Source organism: Arthrobacter sp. NPDC058097 (assembly GCF_042884885.1).
In the GTDB taxonomy this organism is placed as follows: domain Bacteria; phylum Actinomycetota; class Actinomycetes; order Actinomycetales; family Micrococcaceae; genus Arthrobacter.
On sequence record NZ_JBHVSZ010000001.1, the window covers coordinates 407,272 to 423,645 of the forward strand.

16 protein-coding genes and 1 tRNA gene are annotated in these 16,374 nt (G+C 67.2%); 6 read left to right on the top strand and 11 right to left on the bottom strand.

Features of this window, described 5'->3' with window-relative positions; genetic code table 11:
- Positions 1-46: 46 nt before the first annotated feature.
- A complete protein-coding gene (locus ACFVTE_RS01950; protein WP_387096088.1) occupies positions 47-628 on the bottom strand; it encodes a cysteine hydrolase family protein in 582 nt (193 codons plus the stop codon).
- A 27-nt stretch (positions 629-655) separates the two neighbouring features.
- The gene (locus tag ACFVTE_RS01955; RefSeq protein WP_387096091.1) at positions 656-1,663 is read right to left on the bottom strand and encodes a LacI family DNA-binding transcriptional regulator; all 1,008 of its coding nucleotides are present in this window, start codon (positions 1,661-1,663) and stop codon (positions 656-658) included.
- Positions 1,664-2,143: 480 nt separating this feature from the next.
- Between ACFVTE_RS01955 and ACFVTE_RS01960 the strand changes: the two genes are divergently transcribed.
- A complete protein-coding gene (locus tag ACFVTE_RS01960; protein WP_387097123.1) occupies positions 2,144-3,466 on the top strand; it encodes a glutamyl-tRNA reductase in 1,323 nt (440 codons plus the stop codon).
- An 89-nt stretch (positions 3,467-3,555) separates the two neighbouring features.
- Here the strand turns inward: ACFVTE_RS01960 and ACFVTE_RS01965 are convergent.
- A tRNA-Lys gene (locus ACFVTE_RS01965) sits at positions 3,556-3,628 on the bottom strand.
- Between the two features lie 235 nt (positions 3,629-3,863).
- Here ACFVTE_RS01965 and ACFVTE_RS01970 point away from each other — a divergent pair.
- The 3 genes from ACFVTE_RS01970 to ACFVTE_RS01980 all read left to right on the top strand — a co-directional run bounded on the left by ACFVTE_RS01970 (position 3,864) and on the right by ACFVTE_RS01980 (position 6,415).
- Positions 3,864-4,523: a hypothetical protein gene (locus tag ACFVTE_RS01970; RefSeq protein WP_387096094.1), complete on the top strand. Its 660-nt coding sequence runs from the start codon at positions 3,864-3,866 to the stop codon at positions 4,521-4,523.
- A gap of 256 nt (positions 4,524-4,779) precedes the next feature.
- Positions 4,780-5,397, top strand: coding sequence for a DUF47 domain-containing protein (locus ACFVTE_RS01975; protein ID WP_377953153.1), 618 nt, complete (start codon positions 4,780-4,782; stop codon positions 5,395-5,397).
- Between the two features lies 1 nt (position 5,398).
- On the top strand, positions 5,399-6,415 hold the full coding sequence (locus ACFVTE_RS01980) for an anion permease (RefSeq protein ID WP_387096097.1): 1,017 nt from the start codon (positions 5,399-5,401) through the stop codon (positions 6,413-6,415).
- 83 nt (positions 6,416-6,498) lie between these two features.
- Here the strand turns inward: ACFVTE_RS01980 and pstB are convergent, their stop codons facing one another.
- The 4 genes from pstB to pstS all read right to left on the bottom strand — a co-directional run bounded on the left by pstB (position 6,499) and on the right by pstS (position 10,635).
- Positions 6,499-7,278 (bottom strand): phosphate ABC transporter ATP-binding protein PstB, encoded by a 780-nt coding sequence (gene pstB, locus ACFVTE_RS01985; RefSeq protein WP_111903254.1) that lies wholly within the window; start codon positions 7,276-7,278, stop codon positions 6,499-6,501.
- A 71-nt stretch (positions 7,279-7,349) separates the two neighbouring features.
- On the bottom strand, positions 7,350-8,459 hold the full coding sequence (gene pstA, locus ACFVTE_RS01990) for a phosphate ABC transporter permease PstA (protein ID WP_387096100.1): 1,110 nt from the start codon (positions 8,457-8,459) through the stop codon (positions 7,350-7,352).
- Positions 8,460-9,392: a phosphate ABC transporter permease subunit PstC gene (gene pstC / locus ACFVTE_RS01995; RefSeq protein WP_306920474.1), complete on the bottom strand. Its 933-nt coding sequence runs from the start codon at positions 9,390-9,392 to the stop codon at positions 8,460-8,462. It lies immediately after the preceding gene.
- 121 nt (positions 9,393-9,513) lie between these two features.
- Entirely contained in the window at positions 9,514-10,635 is a 1,122-nt protein-coding gene (gene pstS, locus ACFVTE_RS02000; protein WP_387096104.1) for a phosphate ABC transporter substrate-binding protein PstS, read from the bottom strand.
- A gap of 259 nt (positions 10,636-10,894) precedes the next feature.
- On the opposite strand from pstS, the gene ACFVTE_RS02005 reads away from it, so the two are divergent.
- On the top strand, positions 10,895-11,443 hold the full coding sequence (locus ACFVTE_RS02005) for a flavin reductase family protein (RefSeq protein ID WP_387096107.1): 549 nt from the start codon (positions 10,895-10,897) through the stop codon (positions 11,441-11,443).
- Between the two features lie 106 nt (positions 11,444-11,549).
- On the opposite strand, the gene ACFVTE_RS02010 is transcribed toward ACFVTE_RS02005, so the two are convergent.
- Together ACFVTE_RS02010 and ACFVTE_RS02015 are read right to left on the bottom strand one after the other, a co-directional pair.
- Positions 11,550-12,290, bottom strand: a complete 741-nt coding sequence (locus ACFVTE_RS02010) for a hypothetical protein (RefSeq protein WP_387096110.1) — start codon at positions 12,288-12,290, stop codon at positions 11,550-11,552.
- 105 nt (positions 12,291-12,395) lie between these two features.
- The gene (locus tag ACFVTE_RS02015; protein ID WP_387096113.1) at positions 12,396-13,130 is read right to left on the bottom strand and encodes a DUF5058 family protein; all 735 of its coding nucleotides are present in this window, start codon (positions 13,128-13,130) and stop codon (positions 12,396-12,398) included.
- A gap of 283 nt (positions 13,131-13,413) precedes the next feature.
- Here ACFVTE_RS02015 and ACFVTE_RS02020 point away from each other — a divergent pair, with 283 nt between their 5' ends.
- Positions 13,414-14,859, top strand: a complete 1,446-nt coding sequence (locus ACFVTE_RS02020) for an amidase (RefSeq protein ID WP_387096116.1) — start codon at positions 13,414-13,416, stop codon at positions 14,857-14,859.
- Here ACFVTE_RS02020 and ACFVTE_RS02025 read toward each other — a convergent pair.
- Positions 14,831-15,796 carry an Lrp/AsnC family transcriptional regulator gene (locus ACFVTE_RS02025; RefSeq protein ID WP_387096118.1) on the bottom strand — a complete coding sequence of 322 codons (966 nt, stop codon included), beginning with the start codon at positions 15,794-15,796 and terminating at the stop codon, positions 14,831-14,833. The genes ACFVTE_RS02020 and ACFVTE_RS02025 overlap by 29 nt on opposite strands.
- A gap of 10 nt (positions 15,797-15,806) precedes the next feature.
- Positions 15,807-16,373 (bottom strand): hypothetical protein, encoded by a 567-nt coding sequence (locus tag ACFVTE_RS02030; RefSeq protein WP_387096121.1) that lies wholly within the window; start codon positions 16,371-16,373, stop codon positions 15,807-15,809.
- Position 16,374 lies beyond the last annotated feature (1 nt).

Genomic DNA, 16,374 nt, shown 5'->3' on the forward strand with positions numbered 1-16,374 from the left:
GGGACCCACACTAGGCCCCTTTCGTTTCACCCACGTTTCGGAAGTGTCAGGTCCTGCCCCCGACGGTGCCGTTCTGTCCGGCGCCGAGCCGGGCGAGGATCTCATCGCTCGACTCGACCGCCTGGCGGTATGTGCTGGACAGGATGCGCAGCATGTCCGCAGCGTCCTCGCTGTCCTCCGACGCCATGGCGTCCTGAGCGTACGTGACCCGGATGTTGTGGGCGAAGGCATCTGCTCCGGTCTGGGCGATGCAGTTGTGCGTGGAGACGCCGGCCAGCACCACTTCGTCTGCTCCCCAGTTCCGCAGCCGGGACAGCAGGTTGGTCCCCACGAAGGCGCTGTCCCGCGTCTTGCTCAGCTGCGGCAGGCCGTCGGTGGCGAGCCCCGGCACAGCCTCCGCCTGCTTGCTGCCGCGGAAAATGAAGCCCTGGTCGTCGTCGAGCATGTTCAGTGTCCACGTGGATTTGTCCCGCTCGTGTTCGGTGCCAACCAGCAGCGCCTTGTGGCCGCTGGAGGTGAATCCCTCCAGCAGCCTGTTGCAGGTGGTGACCAGCCGCACTTTCTCAGCTGCCAGTTCCGGCGCTTCGAAGTACGCGTTCTGCATGTCGATGATGAGCAGGGCAATCATTGATCCACCTTTCGTGCACTTCGAAGTCTAAGGGGCCGAGGCACGGAGCCTCAGTTCAAATTCTGCTTTCACATGCACGCTCCCGGCGGCCTTCTCGGTACCCTCGATCCGGTCGATCAGGAGCCGCACGGACCGTTCGGCTATCTCGTCCATGCCCGGAGCAACTGTGGTCAGCGAAGGGGACGAGAACCGCGCCTCATCGATGTCGTCAAACCCGGCGACGGCCGCGTCCCCGGGCACGCTGACCCCGCGCAGCAGCAGTTCGTGCATGGCTCCCAGAGCCAGGGCGTCGTTCAGTCCGAAGACGGCGTCGAAGGGCTGGCCGCTGTCCACGAGCCGTGCGACCGCCGACGAACCGCCGTCACGGCGCCACTCGGCGGGCACAACCAGGGCGGGGTCAAAGTCGATTCCAGCGTCTGCCAGCGCCTCCCGGTATCCGGCCAGCCGCAGTCCCGGCGAACCCTCCCGGTCCCCTGGTGAGGCACCGATCACCGCAATACGACGCCGGCCTCCCGCCAGCAGGTGGGCCGTCATGGCCCTGGCGGCTCCGACGTTCTTCATGGTGACCAGGTCGAACCGGGGGTCGTCGATGTGCTCGCCGAGCATGACGAGCGGCTTGGTTCCGCGCCTGGCGGCGGCCACAGCGTCCGCGTCGAGCACCAACGGAGTGAACAGGAGACCGTCCGTCAACTGGCTCAGGGATCCCTGCAGGGCAGTAAGCTCGTTGGCCCGGGTGGCAGCCGACTGTTCCACCAGGACACGGTAGTCCCGGGCGGCTGCCACGGTCATGAGCTTGGAAGCGAGCTCGGCGTAGTACGGCACGGAGAGGTCGGATACCACGAGGCCCAGCATCCGGGATTTTCCGGAACGCAGGCTCCGCGCTGTCAGGTTGGCCTCGTACCCAAGCTCGGCGATGGCGTCCAGCACCTTCTGCCGTGTGGCCGGCCTGATGAACTCATAGTTGTTGAGCACATTCGACACGGTTTTCAGGGACACCCCGGCCGCGCGGGCAACGTCGTTCATTGTCACGGCCATGCAGGGTCCCTTTCGCGGCAGGCGTTCCTCTTCAGTACATCTCTTCGGTACATCGTTGCAGAATGCAGGCCGCCCCGCCCGCCAAGAATTTTCCAAGGTGGGTCCCCCACCCTTTCTGCATGGTCTCTTGGCTCTGGGGCCAGGCAACGGCGCCTGGCCCCAGCGACAACCGGCGGTGTCCGAATTAGCGGCGGCCACCGGCGGGACCGCTCCGGAAGCGGTGGCCGCGCGGTGCCACTACCCGGAGCGGCCGCCAAGTGGCGCGGCAGGACAGGGTGGGGAACGTTGCGGCGGAAGGGTGCCGAATTGTTGCAGGGTGCAGGGGGATCCATCGAGGGATTAGCCCCGTCAGAACGGCAGTTTGCTCTTGTGGTCTCCCATCATGCCCGCACACCGGACCGGGGGAAAGTTCCCCGGTCCGGAGACGGGTGGCCCGAACCGGTTGGGGACGGGGAAAGCCGGGGTTCCGGCCTCGAGTTCCTGGCCCGGCTCGGTTCGGGACCCGTCCGCATCACTTCGGACGTGCTTGCGGACCTGGACGGCGTGGCGGGAGCGGTGGTGCTCTCCACGTGCAACCGGTTCGAGGCCTATTGTGACGTTGCTCCGGGCGCGGATCCGGACACCACCAGGAAGCGCGTTCTGGATGCCATCAGCACATGCTCGGCTGTGTCCGCGGACGAACTCTGCCTGGCACTTGAGTGCCTGACAGGCACCGCGATGACCGAGCATCTCTTCTCGGTGGGTGCCGGCCTCGACTCGGCAGTGGTGGGCGAACGGGAAATCGCCGGGCAGTTGCGACGCTCGCTTGCCTCGGCCCAGGAGACCGGGTCTGCCAGCGGATCACTGGTCCGGCTCTTCCAGGCAGCCTCCCGTGCCGCCCGCGAAGTTGGATCGCTGACGGCCCTGGGAGACGCCGGCCGGTCCATGGTGTCCGTTGCACTGGACCTGGCCCTGGCCAAGCTGGGACGCCGGGACCTGAAGGGCCTGTCCGTGGTGGTAATCGGCACCGGCGCCTACGCCGGATCCACCCTTGCGCTCCTGGCGGCAAGGGCGGGCACGGCGGTGTCCGTGTTTTCCTGGTCGGGGCGGGCCGAGGCCTTTGCGGCAGCCCGGGGTGCCGCCAGCCTGACTTTCGAGGAGCTGCCCGCTGCCGTCCGCGCAGCGGATGTGGTGATCGGCTGCAGCGGCCGCGGCCCCCGGCTCACCGCCGAGGACTTTCTGGCCTTCCGGCAGGGTGCTGCCGCCCCGCCCGTGGTAGTCGACCTCGCCCTCAGCCGGGACTTTGAACCGGAACTGGGCGAGCTGCCCGGGCTTGACCTCATCACGCTGGAGGATGTGCGGCTGGCCTCGCCGCGTGAGCAAACCGACGTCGTCCGGCAGGCCGGTGAACTGGTCCGGCAGGCCGCCCTGAAGTTTGAGGAGGACCGGCAGGCGCGGCTGCTGGATCCGGCGATCGTGGCGCTGCGTGAACACATGCAGTCGGTACTGGCCGGTGAAGTGGCCAAGGTGAAGAACCAGCACGGCTGCACAGCCACGGCGGAAGCGGTGGAGTTCGCCCTGCGGCGGGTGGTGCGGCAGCTCCTGCATGTGCCCACCTCGAGGGCACGCGAGCTGGCGGCAGCCGGGCGGCAGGACGAGTACACCGCCGCCCTTGAGACCCTGTTCGGCCTGGACGTGACGGCTGGCGCGGAAGCACAGGCGGCCGCTCCGGTGTCAGAAGTGCGAACCGGCCCGAAGGGCTGCCCCGCACGGGAGAGCCAAGACCGTCAGGCCCAGGAGGACACCCTGCCGGCAGCGAGTTAGACGGTTTGCCCGAGGGAGGCACGGACATAAAAAATCCCCGGATTCCTGTTGCCAGGAAGCCGGGGACTTTCCACTCTTCGCTAAAAGAGTGGGCCCTGTGGGGATCGAACCCACGACCCACGGATTAAAAGTCCGATGCTCTACCAACTGAGCTAAAGGCCCAAACTGCCTGCTGGAATGCGGGCCTCAAGAGCCTGCAAGTGCGAAACAGTTCCAGTCCATTTCTGGACGTTTAATACTGTACCCCAGACGGTGGCGACTTCAGCACGGCGCCCCGCCGCCGTCGTCGAACGTGTCTTTGCCGGGAGGCGGCAAAGGTTTGCGGTTGTGGAGGGGAGCCAGTCGGGCACCGCAGAGGACGCTCGATTCCGGTTCCATGCAGGAGTAGCGTGGGACCATGAGTCAGACAGCAGGAACCAGCGGCCCGGGCGGGGCGGAGCGGCACCACAAACCGAAACCTTTTGCGCCCATTGATTTCGAACCTTTCGCAGGCGGCGCCGATCCGGCTCGTGTCTCGGAAGCCGCGCATCTGGCCGCGCAGGCCCTGGTGCGCCACGGGCGGGACAGCGATGATCCCGTCATCACCAAACGGCTGGTCAAGCTGGCCGACGAGCAGGGCCTTGAGGCAATAGCGGAGATGTGGGCTGAGAGCCCGGCCCGGTCGCTGCCCGGCGCGCTGTGGCGGCTGTATGCCCTCCGCGCGGCAACGGTGCAGGACCCCGAGCGCATCTCCGTCTATTTCAAGGCGGGCAAGGACACCGCCCAGGTCTCCAACGTGGTGGCCGGCGCGGCCGAGCCGCCTGGCGCCGATGAAATGAAGAACATGGCGGACGCCATCCTGTCCGGAGCCTTCGACGGCGACTTCGACGTTGCGCTTGAGCGTTCCGCTGCGTTCTGCCGCGTGGTCGCTCTCGGCCAGGCCACGCTCGCGGACGGCGCGGAGCACTCCAACGAGAGCCATGCGCGGAAGCTGACGCGCAACTCCCACTTGCTCGTGAAGACCGCAGAGGACTTGGAACACGCCGCCAATGCCTGGCGCCTGGGTGAGCTCGACTGACCCATCAGGCCCAATCTGTCAATGTTGACTTGGCCCAGCCAAAGTAGAAGACTGAAATCGGTGCCGAACCGCGAAACCCCCGGGCTTCAACATTTAGCCGCCTAGAGCGGCCTACCGCCGAGAGGCGTATCCGGTTCGGCACCATTTTTATGCCCCAACGCAGGTGCCGGTAAAGTACTGACTAGCTGCGGCTCGGACGTCAAGTCAAAACTCCCGCGGCGTCCCGCCCTGACGATCCTTCCGGAGACCGGTACTCATGAAGCTGCGCCTTTTTCCCCAGGAACCCGCAGGCCTGAACCTTCTTTCCCAGCTGGCCCGGCAGATCGTCTTTGCCAGCGCCACCATGGCGGAAATCCTGGGCGCCCCGGCCACCGAACACAACCGGCTGGTGGAGGACATGCACAACCACGAGGCGAAGTCGGCCGAGCTGCACTTCGCCCTCCTGACGCACATGCGCACCAGCTTTGTGAATCCGCTCCCCCGTGAGGACATGTACGCCCTGTCGCAGAGCCTGAACGAAGCCATTGAAAAGCTGGACGCCGCGGCCGAGCTGGTGGCGCTGTACAACCTTGACCGGCTGCCGAAGCGCGCCGCCGACCAGCTGGAGATCATCAGCCGGCAGGCCGAGCTGACGGCTGATGCCATGCGCCGGCTGAACAACCTGGACGACCTTGAGGACTACTGGATCGAGGTGCTGCGGCTGGCCAAAAGGGCCGAACGCACGCACCGTGTATGGGTCGCGGACATGCTCAAGGACATGAAGTCAGCCCAGTACGCCCGCAACCGGGACATCGCCAACCAGCTGGTTGACGTCACCAAGGACATGCGCCGGATCGCCACCCTGGTGGGCAGCATTATCGTCAAGGAATCATGAGGTGACGCTGTTCATCTTCGCCCTGGTGGTGCTCCTCACCGCGGCATTTTCCTTCGTCAACGGGTTCCGGGACGTGTCCACCTCCGTAGCCCTGGCCGTGCGAACGCGCGCCCTGACCCCCACCGTGGCGGTGCTGCTGGCCGCCCTCTTCAACCTCATCGGCGCCCTGCTGAGCGCCGGACTGGCCGTGGCCGTCAGCCAGAACTGGGTGGCCCTCCCGCACGGGGACAGCGGCCTGACCATCATCGCCGCCGGCCTTGCCAGCGCGTGCGCCTGGGGCATCTTCCTGTGGTGGAAGGGCGTTCCCTCGTCCTCCACCCATGCCCTGGTGGGTGGGCTGGCGGGGGCCGGAACAGCCAGCGTGGTTGTGGGCGGCAATTCCGTGGGCGGTGTGGACCAGTCGCTGCTGTTCCAAGTGGTCCTGCCCCTGGTCCTCTCCCCTGTCATTGCCTTCATCGCCGCGTACCTGCTGGTGTTTCCCGTCACCTGGGCGGCGCGCTATACCCAGCCGAGCGTCGTCAACAAACGGTTCCGTTCCGCCCAGGCCATCGCTGCCGGCGCCGTGGCCTTTGGCCACGGCCTGCAGGACGGCCAGCGGATCAGCGCTGTGCTCATCCTGGCGCTGCTGGCTGCCGGCTATTCCGACGGCGGCTCGCTTCCCCTGTGGGTGGCGCTGCTGTCCGCGGCCACGATCACGGCGGGCACGATGTTTGGCGGCTGGCGCATCTCGCACACCATCGGCTACCGGCTCACCCGGATCGACCCGCTGCGCGGTGTGGTGGCCCAGGGCTTCAGTGCGCTCCTGCTCTTTATTGGCGCCATCGGGCTGCACTGGCCCGTGTCCACCACCCACACGGTCACGTCCTCAGTGCTCGGCGCGGGGGAAAACCAGCAGTTCGCCACCATCCACCGCAAGCTGGTGACCCGGATCCTGTCGCTGTGGGTCCTGACGCCGGCAGCCACGGCCGCTGGGGCCTTCGTCCTCGAACTGGCGCTCTCCCCGCTCATCGCCGCCTGATAAAGCAACGCGGGGTCACTTACCGCCCTTCCGGAGGTCCGGAGAGGGCGATAAGTGACCCCGCGTTGCTTTGTGGGTGGGGACTATCCGAAGCGGCCGGAGACGTAGTCCTCGGTGGCCTTCTGGCTCGGGTTGTTGAAGATGGTGCTGGTCTCGGCGAACTCGATGAGCTTGCCCGGCTTGCCGGTGCCGGCGATGTTGAAGAACGCCGTCCTGTCCGAGACGCGAGCGGCCTGCTGCATGTTGTGGGTCACGATGACCACGGTGTACTGGTCCTTGAGCTCGTTAATGAGGTCCTCAACGGCCAGGGTGGAGATCGGGTCAAGCGCGGAGCACGGCTCGTCCATGAGGATCACCTGCGGCTCCACGGCAATGGCACGGGCGATGCAGAGACGCTGCTGCTGGCCGCCGGACAGTCCCGAACCCGGCTTCTCCAGACGGTCCTTGACCTCGTTCCAGAGGTTGGCGCCGCGGAGCGAGCGCTCCACCAGGGCATCTGCTTCGCCCTTGGAGATTTTCTGGTTGTTCAGCTTCACGCCGGCCAGGACGTTGTCCCGGATGGACATGGTGGGGAACGGGTTGGGCCGCTGGAACACCATGCCGATCTGGGAGCGCACCGTCACCGGGTCCACGCCGGGACCGTACAGGTTGTCGCCGTCGAGCAGCACCTCGCCCTCGACGCGGGCACCCGGCAGCACCTCGTGCATGCGGTTCAGCGTGCGGAGGAAGGTGGACTTGCCGCAGCCCGACGGTCCAATGAACGCCGTGACGGACTTGGCCTCGATGTTGATGCTGACGTCTTCCACGGCCAGGAAATTGCCGTAGTACACGTTCAGGTCTTTGACGTCGATGCGCTTGGACATGATGTTCCTTAACTTGCTGGTATGAAATGAAGTCTAGAGCCGGCCGCGCGGACCGGTAAGGGCGGTCCGGCCTAGCGGCCCGTCTTCGGGGCGAATACCCGGGCAATCAGGCGGGCGCCGAGGTTGAGCAGCATCACCAGGATGATGAGGACCAGGGCCGCACCCCATGCCCGCTGCGACGACGGATCAGGGTTGGACGGCGAGGTGGGGTTCAGGATCTGCGTGTAGATGAACGTGGGCAGCGATGCCATCCAGCCGCCGAACACGTTGTTGTTGATGCTGGTGGCAAACCCTGCGGTCACCAGGATGGGAGCGGTCTCGCCGATGACCCGGGCGATTGCCAAGGTGACGCCGGACGCAATGCCGGAGATCGCCGTCGGAATAACCACCTTGAGGATGGTCCGCCACTTGCGGACGCCCAGCGCGTAGGAGGCCTCGCGGAGCTCGTTGGGCACGATCTTCAGCATTTCCTCGCTGGAGCGGACCACCACCGGGATCATCAGCACGGACAGCGCGACGGCGGCGACGGCGCCGGTCTTGGTGCCGGGCCCCACCACCGCGAAGAAGAACGCGGCAGCGAAAAGGCCGGCCACGATGGACGGGATGCCGGTCATGACGTCCACGAAGAACGTGATGGCACGGGCCAGCGGGCGGTCGTTGCCGTATTCAACGAGGTAGATCGCCGTCAGCAGGCCCACCGGCACAGAGATGACGGTGGCCAGCAGGGTGATCTGCACGGTCCCGAGGAGAGCGTGGTAGATGCCGCCGATCACGGGCCCGGTGCCTTCTGCGGCCCGGTTGTCGTAGACACCGGTGACGCCGTTCATCGAGGTCCCCAGGAAGCCGGGGTTGAGCACGCCCGGGATGCCGTTGACCATGACGGTCCAGATGACGGAGATCAGGGGCAGCAGGGCGACCAGGAAGGCGCCCACTACGAGGCAGGTGGCCAGCTTGTCCTTGGCCTTGCGCGCACCCTCAACGGCGGCGCTCCAGCCGACGAGTCCTGCGGCGAACAGGATGGCGGACACAACTCCCCAGCCGAAGGCATTGAATCCGATCAGGGCGAGGATGGCCGCCCCGAGGACCAACGCGACGCCCAGGACCACGTAGGGAGCGAACTTGGGCAGCTGGCCCTTGGTCAGGGCGGACCGCTTGCGGACCGGGGTCAGGGTGGAGGTCATTTAGTTGGCTCCCGAGAATTCTTTGTGCCGGCTGATGATCCACCGGGCGATCATGTTGACGGCAAGGGTGATCACGAACAGGACCAGGCCCGCGGCGATCAGCGTGCTCACCTTGAGGCCGCTGGCCTCCGGGAAGTTCAGGGCGATCTCGGCGGCGATGGTCTGGTTGCCGGACTGGATCAGGCTGGCGGTCAGCGCGCCGGAGGACAGCACCAGCGCCACAGCCATCGTTTCACCCAGGGCGCGGCCGAGGCCCAGCATGACGGCGCTGATGATGCCCGGGCGGGCGAAGGGCAGCACCGACATCTTGATCATTTCCCAGCGCGTGGCTCCCAATGCAAGGGCCGCTTCCTCGTGCAGCTTGGGGGTCTGGAGGAAGATCTCGCGGGACAGCGACGTGATGATGGGGATCACCATGACGGACAGCACGATGCCGGCGGTCAGGATGGTCTTGCCCGTGGCGGAGGCCGGACCGTGGAAGATGGGCAGCCAGCCCATGTTAGCGGCGAGCCAGCCATAGGCGGGCGAAATCTGGGGGGCCAGGAAGGCCGCGCCCCAGGCGCCGTAGATGACGGAGGGGATCGCGGCGAGCAGGTCGATCACGTAGCCGAGGCCGGACGCGAGGCCGCGCGGGGCGAAGTGCGAGATAAAGAGGGCGACGCCGATGGACACCGGCGTGGCGATGGCCAGGGCGATGATGGCCGCAATGAGCGTACCGACGACGATTGGCCAGATGTAGGCGAAGAAGCCCTCCCCGCCCTGGATGTCCGCGGCAGGGGCGGTGAAGGCGGGGATTGCCTGGATCACGAGGAACAGCGCCACGCCGAACAGTACGGCAAGGATCAGGCAGCCTGCTGCGAGGGCCGCTCCGGAGAAGACTTTGTCCCCGGCGCGGCCTGCGCCTCGGGAACTGGTCAGGGAGGTGGTGGTCATACCCGGCCCTTCGATGTTGGTGGTGCAGAGATACGGATCGTGCTGAAACCGCGCGTTACACGGCTAAGTTCCCCGCCCTGCCTGGCGGCTGGGCGGGGAACTTCGGCGTTCAGGTCAAGGGTTACGACTTGACCTTGATGGATTCGATGGCCTTGACGGCCTTCTCGGCCAGGGTGGCGGAGATCGGGGCCGACTTGGCGGACTCGGCAGCTGCCTTCTGGCCCTCTTCGGAGACTACGTAGGTCTCGAAAGCCTTGACCAGGTCGACGGTTTCCTGCTTGTCGTAGCTGGAGCAGACGATGTGGTAGGAAACCAGGACCACCGGGTAGGCGCCGGCTTCGGTGGTGGTGCGGTCGAGCTTGATGGCACCGTCGGTGTCGGCGCGTCCTTCAACAGGCTTGCCGGCGTCGACTGCCTTGGAGGCAGCTTCCGGGGAGATCTTGACGAACTCGGAACCGACCTTGATCTGGGCGATGCCGAGCTTGCCGCCAACGGCGGAGTCATCGGCGTAGGTCACGGCACCGGGGGTGTCGGTGACGGTCTTGACGACGCCGGACGTGCCCTTGGCGTTCTCGCCCTTGAGGGATGCAGGCCAGATGCCGTCGGCCTTGTCCTTCCAGACGTCGGGGGCCGCAGCGGAGAGGTACTCGGTGAAGTTCTTCGTGGTGCCGGAGTCGTCAGAGCGGCTCACCGGGGTGACGGCGAGGTCCGGAAGCTTGGCGTCCGGGTTCAGGGCTGCAATGGCGGGGTCGTTCCACTTGGCGATCTCGCCGCGGAAGATCTTGGCAGCGGTCGGGGCGTCCAGCTTCAGCTCGGTGATGTCCGGCAGGTTGAACGCGATGGCGATCGGCGAGATGTACACGGGGATCTCGATGGCACCCTCGGGACCGCACACCTTCTTGGCGGAAGCCAGTTCCTCGTCCTTCAGGTAGGCGTCGGAGCCGGCGAACTGTGCCGAACCGTCGAGGATGGCCTTGCGTCCGGCGCCGGAGCCGTCCGGGGAGTACTGCACGGTGGCGCCCTGGTTAGCGGAGGCGAAGTTGGTCTTCCAGACGTCCATGGCCGCGCCCTGCGCGGAGGAGCCGATGCCGGTCAGGGTGCCGGTGACCTTGGTGCCGGCGGCGGAGGCGCTGCCAGACGGGGCGGTGTTCGTGGCGTTGTCTGAACCACAGGCGGTGAGCGCGAGTGCGCCAGCGGCGATAACAGCGATTGCCGCGTGGCGGCCGAAGCGGAGTGCCTTCACTGGGTGTACCCCTTCCAGGGTTTCTGATGCGGTGCGGACCGGAGACGTCCGAACGTGAGCTGCGTACTTTTTGTACCTTTACTGAAGTTATGGGCCGCAGGTAACAAGTTTTGGGGTCCGAGGTGAACGGAGGGTTAACGACGGCGGGCCATTGGCTTACAGATGCTGGGTTGCCATTGCGTTAGATGCGCCACAGCCGTAGTGGTTTCGTCACACTCTTAACAGCGTTTACTGCTGCCCCACATGGCACGATGGGCTTATGGAAACGTCAGGTCCGCTGGAGGCACATCTGTTGGGCGACGGGCCGTCGGACGCCGACGTGGACGTGTATCGCAGGCTGAGTGCGGACATCGCCGCCGGCGTCGCCGCGGTTTCCACCCGGCTGCGGAACCGTGACTACGCCGCCACCGTGAGCGGCTTCCTCTCGGTTTCCTATGACCCGCCCACCATGCTGGTCAGCCTGTACGCGGAGTCCCGCATTGGCGAGGCCGTGGAGGAGTCGGGCACCTGGGCACTGAGCGTGCTGTCCGGCAGGCACCAGGGCACGGCGACGTGGCTGGCCAGTCCGGGGACACCGCTGCACGGGCTGCTGGCGCAGGTCCCGTTCCGCCGCGGGCCGGCCACCGGAGCTGCGATCATCGACGGTTGCCTCGCCTGGTTCGAGCTTCGCACCGTGTCCGTCCATTCCGCCGCCACGCACCTGCTGGTTGTGGGCGAGGTCGTGGCCATGGGCAGCGGCGCGGAAGCGTCCGAGACGCCGGACCCGCTGGTGCATTTCGGCTCGGAGTTCCGCCGGCTGGCGCCGTGAACCCCGCTGGCACGCTTTGGCACCGCAAAATGGGTGCGTTCCGCCGGGAAACCCTGCGGAACGCACCCATATGACTGGGGCGCTTGGGTTGGTTGGGCTGGACCGGCTACTCGAGGTGGACCGGCTGCGCCGGCCGGGTGTCCTGGTCGGCCTGCCGGTCCCGGAGGAACCACGCCAGCAGCACCGTCCCGAGGACGGCGATGGCGGTGGACACCATGGCCAGTCCGGGAACCGCCGGGAGGACAAGGAAGACGGCGGCGGCCACGGCCAGGGCGATGACCGTGGTCCGGGGCTGCTTCATGGAGACGATGGCCTGGACCAGCACGGCGCCGAGGACCGCGGGCAGCACGTAGAGCCGGGTCACGTTCATGACGGCCGGCGGGATAACGCTGATGAGCCAGCTCCCCAGCAGCCCCACGAAAATGGCGAGTGAGGCCAGGTGGACGGCGGCCGCCCCGCAGATGGCCACGACGGAGGCCAGCTGGCCGCGGCGGGTTCCGGGCTTGGCGCCGATATTGGTCTGCGCGATCAAGGCGGCTGGCAGGAGCTTGTTGGAGATGTTGCCGATCATGAAGGCCTGGTACATCGCGGCCGGTCCGAGGATGGGGTAATACGTCAGCGGCTCCACGATCCAGATGACCCCGAACGTGGCAGCGACCGCCGCGAACGCAATCCAGAGCTGCGCGGGCGCGATGTCCAGTCCGCCGGCAAAGACGAGATACAGGGGGCCGGCAACGGAGACCAGCAGGCCTGCCATCATGGTGGGGCGTCCCCAGCGCGAGGTGGTGCGGTCAAACTCGGCCATGGCTTGGTCCGTGGCGGCGGGTGCGGTGCTCGTGGCTGTCATGGTTCCTGTCCTTAACTAGGGGCTAACTGGGGGCTGGTCCGGGTGGGGCGGTCCGGGTTGTGCCGGACATGGTGTCCGCCGGTGTGGGGTCCGCCGGATATGGGGTCAGCCGGCGGACGTGAGAAATGCCGCGCCAAGGGCGGCGACGATCGAGATGCCCAGGCCCCACTCCCGCAGCCAGCTCTTGCCGAGCGCCTTGGCCAGCAGCAGGGACAGGGCCATAACCGCGGCGGAAACGGCAAAGGTGACCACGTGGGTGCCGGACTTTGGCAGTTCCGTGAAGCCCAGGCACGCGAAGGCACCGATGAGGGCCGCCGCGGGGACGATGGCCATGGCCGCCGGGTTGATCGCGCGTACCTTGGTGTCGCCGCGGCGAAGCAGCGGGGTCAGGATCAGCGTGGCGATCATCCACATCGCTCCGCCGATGCTCATGGCAAAGAACGCCACTGCAAACACGCTTTGGGTGTAGCTCCCGTCGCCGAGCCTGGCTTCCATGGTGCCTGCCGCGATGCCGGCCGCCGAGACGTCGTAGGCGGCGGAGCCGATCAGTCCGATCCGGGACAGCACGGCCGGTGCGCCGAAGAGCGCCAGCAGCGCGACGGCCACGAGTGCAATGGCGAGCGACGGGCCGATCGCAGAAACAGCACCGGATCGGAAGGACGTCTTGATGTCCCCCGGTGTCATCTGCACCGAGGGCGCTGCCCGCCGCACTGCCCGGAGGAAGATCAGGGACTGGACCACGATGACGCCGAAGACGCCTGCCACGCAGAGCCAGAGAACGGGGGCATTGGCGATTGCAAGGATGTCCGTTGAGCCGGTGGGGGCCAGGGGTGCGTGCATGGGAGCCTCCTGTTTAGGGCCGCAGTGGGCCGGCGATGCTGATGCCGCGGGCCGGACCGCTGCGTTGCGGAATCTGGACCTCCGACCGAATCGGCCAGCAGGTTAGGAATACTGTCCGGGTCGCCGGCCCTGGAGGGCAAGGGATGGCGGAATCGGCCAAAATTCTGGCCGGATCAGTCATGCCGCGGTTTCGAGGACGGATGCCTTCCACTCGCGCTCGCGGTCCTCCACACTTCAGGGAAGTACCACCGCGCACTCTTCAACCGCCGCCCAAAGGAGCACCATGTCTGACGCCATCAGCGAGCTTTCCGCCGTCGAGCTCACCGCCGCCATCAGGAACAGGGCAATCTCGGCGCGGGAGGCCCTCGACTGCCACCTCGAACGCATTGCCGAGGTGAACCCCCGGGTCAACGCGGTGGTGACCCTCGACGCCGAGGGCGCCGCGAAGCTGGCAGCCCGCGCCGACGAGCTCACAGCATCCGGCGCCGAGCTGCCGCCGCTGCACGGGCTGCCCCTGACCCACAAGGACACCAATAACACCGCCGGAATGCGCACCACCCAGGGCTCGGTGGTGCTGAAGGACTTCGTGCCGGCCACGGACGACCTCATCATTGCCCGGCTCAAGGCCGCCGGCGTGGTCAGCACGGGAAAGACAAACGTTCCCGAGTTCGGGGCAGGCTCCCACACCTTCAACGACCTCTTCGGCACCACCACCAACCCGTACGCGCCGGCCCTGAGCGCGGGCGGAAGCAGCGGCGGGGTGGCCGCCGTCGTGGGTGCCCGTGTGCAGCCAATGGGTGACGGCAGCGACATGGGCGGCTCGCTGCGGATCCCCGCGTCCTTCTGCAACATCGTCGGCTTCCGCCCGTCCCAGGCCGTCATTCCAATGCCGTCCGATATCAACGCCTGGTCCTGGCTGGGGCGGACCGGCCCCATGGCGCGGACCGTGGAGGACATCGCCCTGTTCATGTCGGTCACCGCCGGGCAGGATCTGCGGGTGCCCCACCCGCAGGTGGTGGATCCGGCGGATTTCAGGTCGGGGCTTGAGACCGACATGCGCGGGGTGCGGATTGGCTGGTCACGGGATTTTGGCATCGGTGTTCCGGTGGAACCCGAGATCGCGGACCACCTTGAACGCCAGCTCGCCGTGTTTGAGGAACTGGGAGCAGTGGTGGAGGAGGCGTGCCCGGACTTCAACGAGGCAGACCTTGTCTTCGGCAACACGCGGGCACTGGATTTCGCGGCCAGCCTGGGCAGGCTGGTCGCCGAATCAGGCGAACTCATCAAGCCCGAGGTGCGGTGGAACGTCGGCAAGGGCCTGGCCCTCACCGCCGAGGAGATCATTGCCACCAACGCCGCCCGCACCCGGCTTGAATACAGCGTCCAGGAATTCTTCGGGCGCTACGACATCTTTGCCAGCCCGTGTGCCCAGGTGCTGCCGTTCGATGCGTCCCTGCGCTACCCGCAGGAGGTGGCCGGCGTTCCATCCGAAACCTATCTGGACTGGATGCGGTCGGCGTGCCTGCTCTCGGCCACCGGCCTGCCGGTGCTGAGCATGCCGGCCGGGTTCAGCGGCGCCGGGCTGCCCATCGGGCTGCAGCTCGCCTCCAACCACTACACCGACGTGCAACTGCTCCGCTGGGCAAAGGCGTTCGAGCAGCAGACCCGGTACGCCGCGGTGACGCCGGACCTGGGCGGACTCAGGCCGGTGTCCGCGGCGGGCGCATGACGCGCCCGCCGCGCTTGCGGGCGTCCAGCAGTATGGATACGTCAACACCCGAGGCCTGCGCCGCCCAGTCGGAAGCTGTTATCAGGCGGTACAGGGACGGCTGGTCGGGCACGGTCACGTCGGCCACGATCTGGTAGTCACCGGCAAGCGCCGCCGCGTAGCGAACGCTGGGCAGCTCGGCCAGGCTCCGGCCCAGCTGCTCCACGTGGTGCGGCGCCGCCCTGATCCACAGCAGGGCCTCGACGGCGAGCCCCAGGGCGGCGGGTTCCACCACAACGCGGGGCTGGACCTGGTTAGTGGCGAGCAGCCATTCGCAGCGCCGGCGGGCAGTTGCCTCCGAGACCCCGACGCGCCGGGCCAGAGCTTCGAAGCTGATGCGCCCATCCGCGCAGAGTGCCTCCACGAGCTCTGTGTCCTGGCGGTTCAGGGGCTGCCGCACCGCATGCACGCCGGTATCGGCAGCGACCGGCGAGCGCAGGGCATCTGCCTGCTCCGCGGTGAGCATCTCCGGCCGCCAACCCTGGATGGTCCGGAAGTACCGCAGCACCGGATAGCTCACGGAGTGCCGCAGCCCGATGGTGGAGGGCAGTTCGTCTGAGAGGATGTCCCCCATTCGGTCCGGATCCGTGAGGATCTCGGCCACGCAGTCGCCGTTGCCGGTGACCGTGTAGACGAACGTGGTGTCGGGGCGCTGCGCCAGCGATTGCGCGGCAGCGCGGACTGTGCCCGGCGTGCAGCGCATTTCCACCAGCATCGACGCCGGATGCGGCCGCACGGCGGCGACGGCAACGGCGCCGGATTCCAGGAGCTGCGCCCCGCGGCGGGCCACAGTGCGTTCCGGCTCGCCCAGGACCGCGGCCATCTTGCGCCACGGGCAGCGGGGATCCAGCTGCAGGGCAGCCACAATCCGGCGCTCCAGTGAATCGAGCAGGATCATCCGCACTCCATCATCCGCAAACAGGCCTTCCGTTAGGGTCCATTCCAGCATGGAACCGGGCCGAACTCCGGGGGACGGAGCGAAGGCGGGCCAGCAGCGTCGCGGCGAGGAACGCCGTCGTAATTTCCAGGACGACGACGGCCAGCAGGCCCCCTGCGCCAGAACCCGAAGCACCCGATCCCACGAAATCCGACACAGCGGCGCCCACCGCCGCTCCGGCATGGGAGTGGCCGGACGCCCCGCCACCGGAGGAGGCATGACCACCCAGCAGCAGGACGGCGTGCAGGGCGGTCATGGCCAGGGCACAAGCCATCACCTGGCGCAGGGCCTTCTCCCGGCCGTCGCGCCACAGGTGCACGGCGCACGGCAGGCAGACACCGACCATCGCGAGCATCACGGCGCCCAGCCACGGTCCGTGGTGGTTCCCGGCGGCCAGCCAGAGGTGCACCCCGCAGGACGCGGCGGTCACCAGCGAGACGGCGCGGGAGTGCAGGACCCGGTGGCCGGTGGCGAAGGAGCGGTTGCTGCCGCCGCGGGCGGGGCCGGCCGTGCGGCCCCATCCCGGCAGTGCGGTCACG

What these genes read in the sequence shown, in the direction of transcription:
- pstA (WP_387096100.1), bottom strand. Translation starts at nt 8,459, where the DNA reads ATGACCTCCACCCTGACCCCGGTCCGCAAGCGGTCCGCCCTGACCAAG.
- ACFVTE_RS02025 (WP_387096118.1), bottom strand. Translation starts at nt 15,796, where the DNA reads ATGATCCTGCTCGATTCACTGGAGCGCCGGATTGTGGCTGCCCTGCAG.
- ACFVTE_RS02005 (WP_387096107.1), top strand. Translation starts at nt 10,895, where the DNA reads ATGGAAACGTCAGGTCCGCTGGAGGCACATCTGTTGGGCGACGGGCCG.
- ACFVTE_RS01955 (WP_387096091.1), bottom strand. Translation starts at nt 1,663, where the DNA reads ATGGCCGTGACAATGAACGACGTTGCCCGCGCGGCCGGGGTGTCCCTG.
- ACFVTE_RS01975 (WP_377953153.1), top strand. Translation starts at nt 4,780, where the DNA reads ATGAAGCTGCGCCTTTTTCCCCAGGAACCCGCAGGCCTGAACCTTCTT.
- pstC (WP_306920474.1), bottom strand. Translation starts at nt 9,392, where the DNA reads ATGACCACCACCTCCCTGACCAGTTCCCGAGGCGCAGGCCGCGCCGGG.
- ACFVTE_RS01950 (WP_387096088.1), bottom strand. Translation starts at nt 628, where the DNA reads ATGATTGCCCTGCTCATCATCGACATGCAGAACGCGTACTTCGAAGCG.
- ACFVTE_RS02015 (WP_387096113.1), bottom strand. Translation starts at nt 13,130, where the DNA reads ATGCACGCACCCCTGGCCCCCACCGGCTCAACGGACATCCTTGCAATC.
- ACFVTE_RS02010 (WP_387096110.1), bottom strand. Translation starts at nt 12,290, where the DNA reads ATGACAGCCACGAGCACCGCACCCGCCGCCACGGACCAAGCCATGGCC.
- ACFVTE_RS02020 (WP_387096116.1), top strand. Translation starts at nt 13,414, where the DNA reads ATGTCTGACGCCATCAGCGAGCTTTCCGCCGTCGAGCTCACCGCCGCC.
- ACFVTE_RS01970 (WP_387096094.1), top strand. Translation starts at nt 3,864, where the DNA reads ATGAGTCAGACAGCAGGAACCAGCGGCCCGGGCGGGGCGGAGCGGCAC.
- pstB (WP_111903254.1), bottom strand. Translation starts at nt 7,278, where the DNA reads ATGTCCAAGCGCATCGACGTCAAAGACCTGAACGTGTACTACGGCAAT.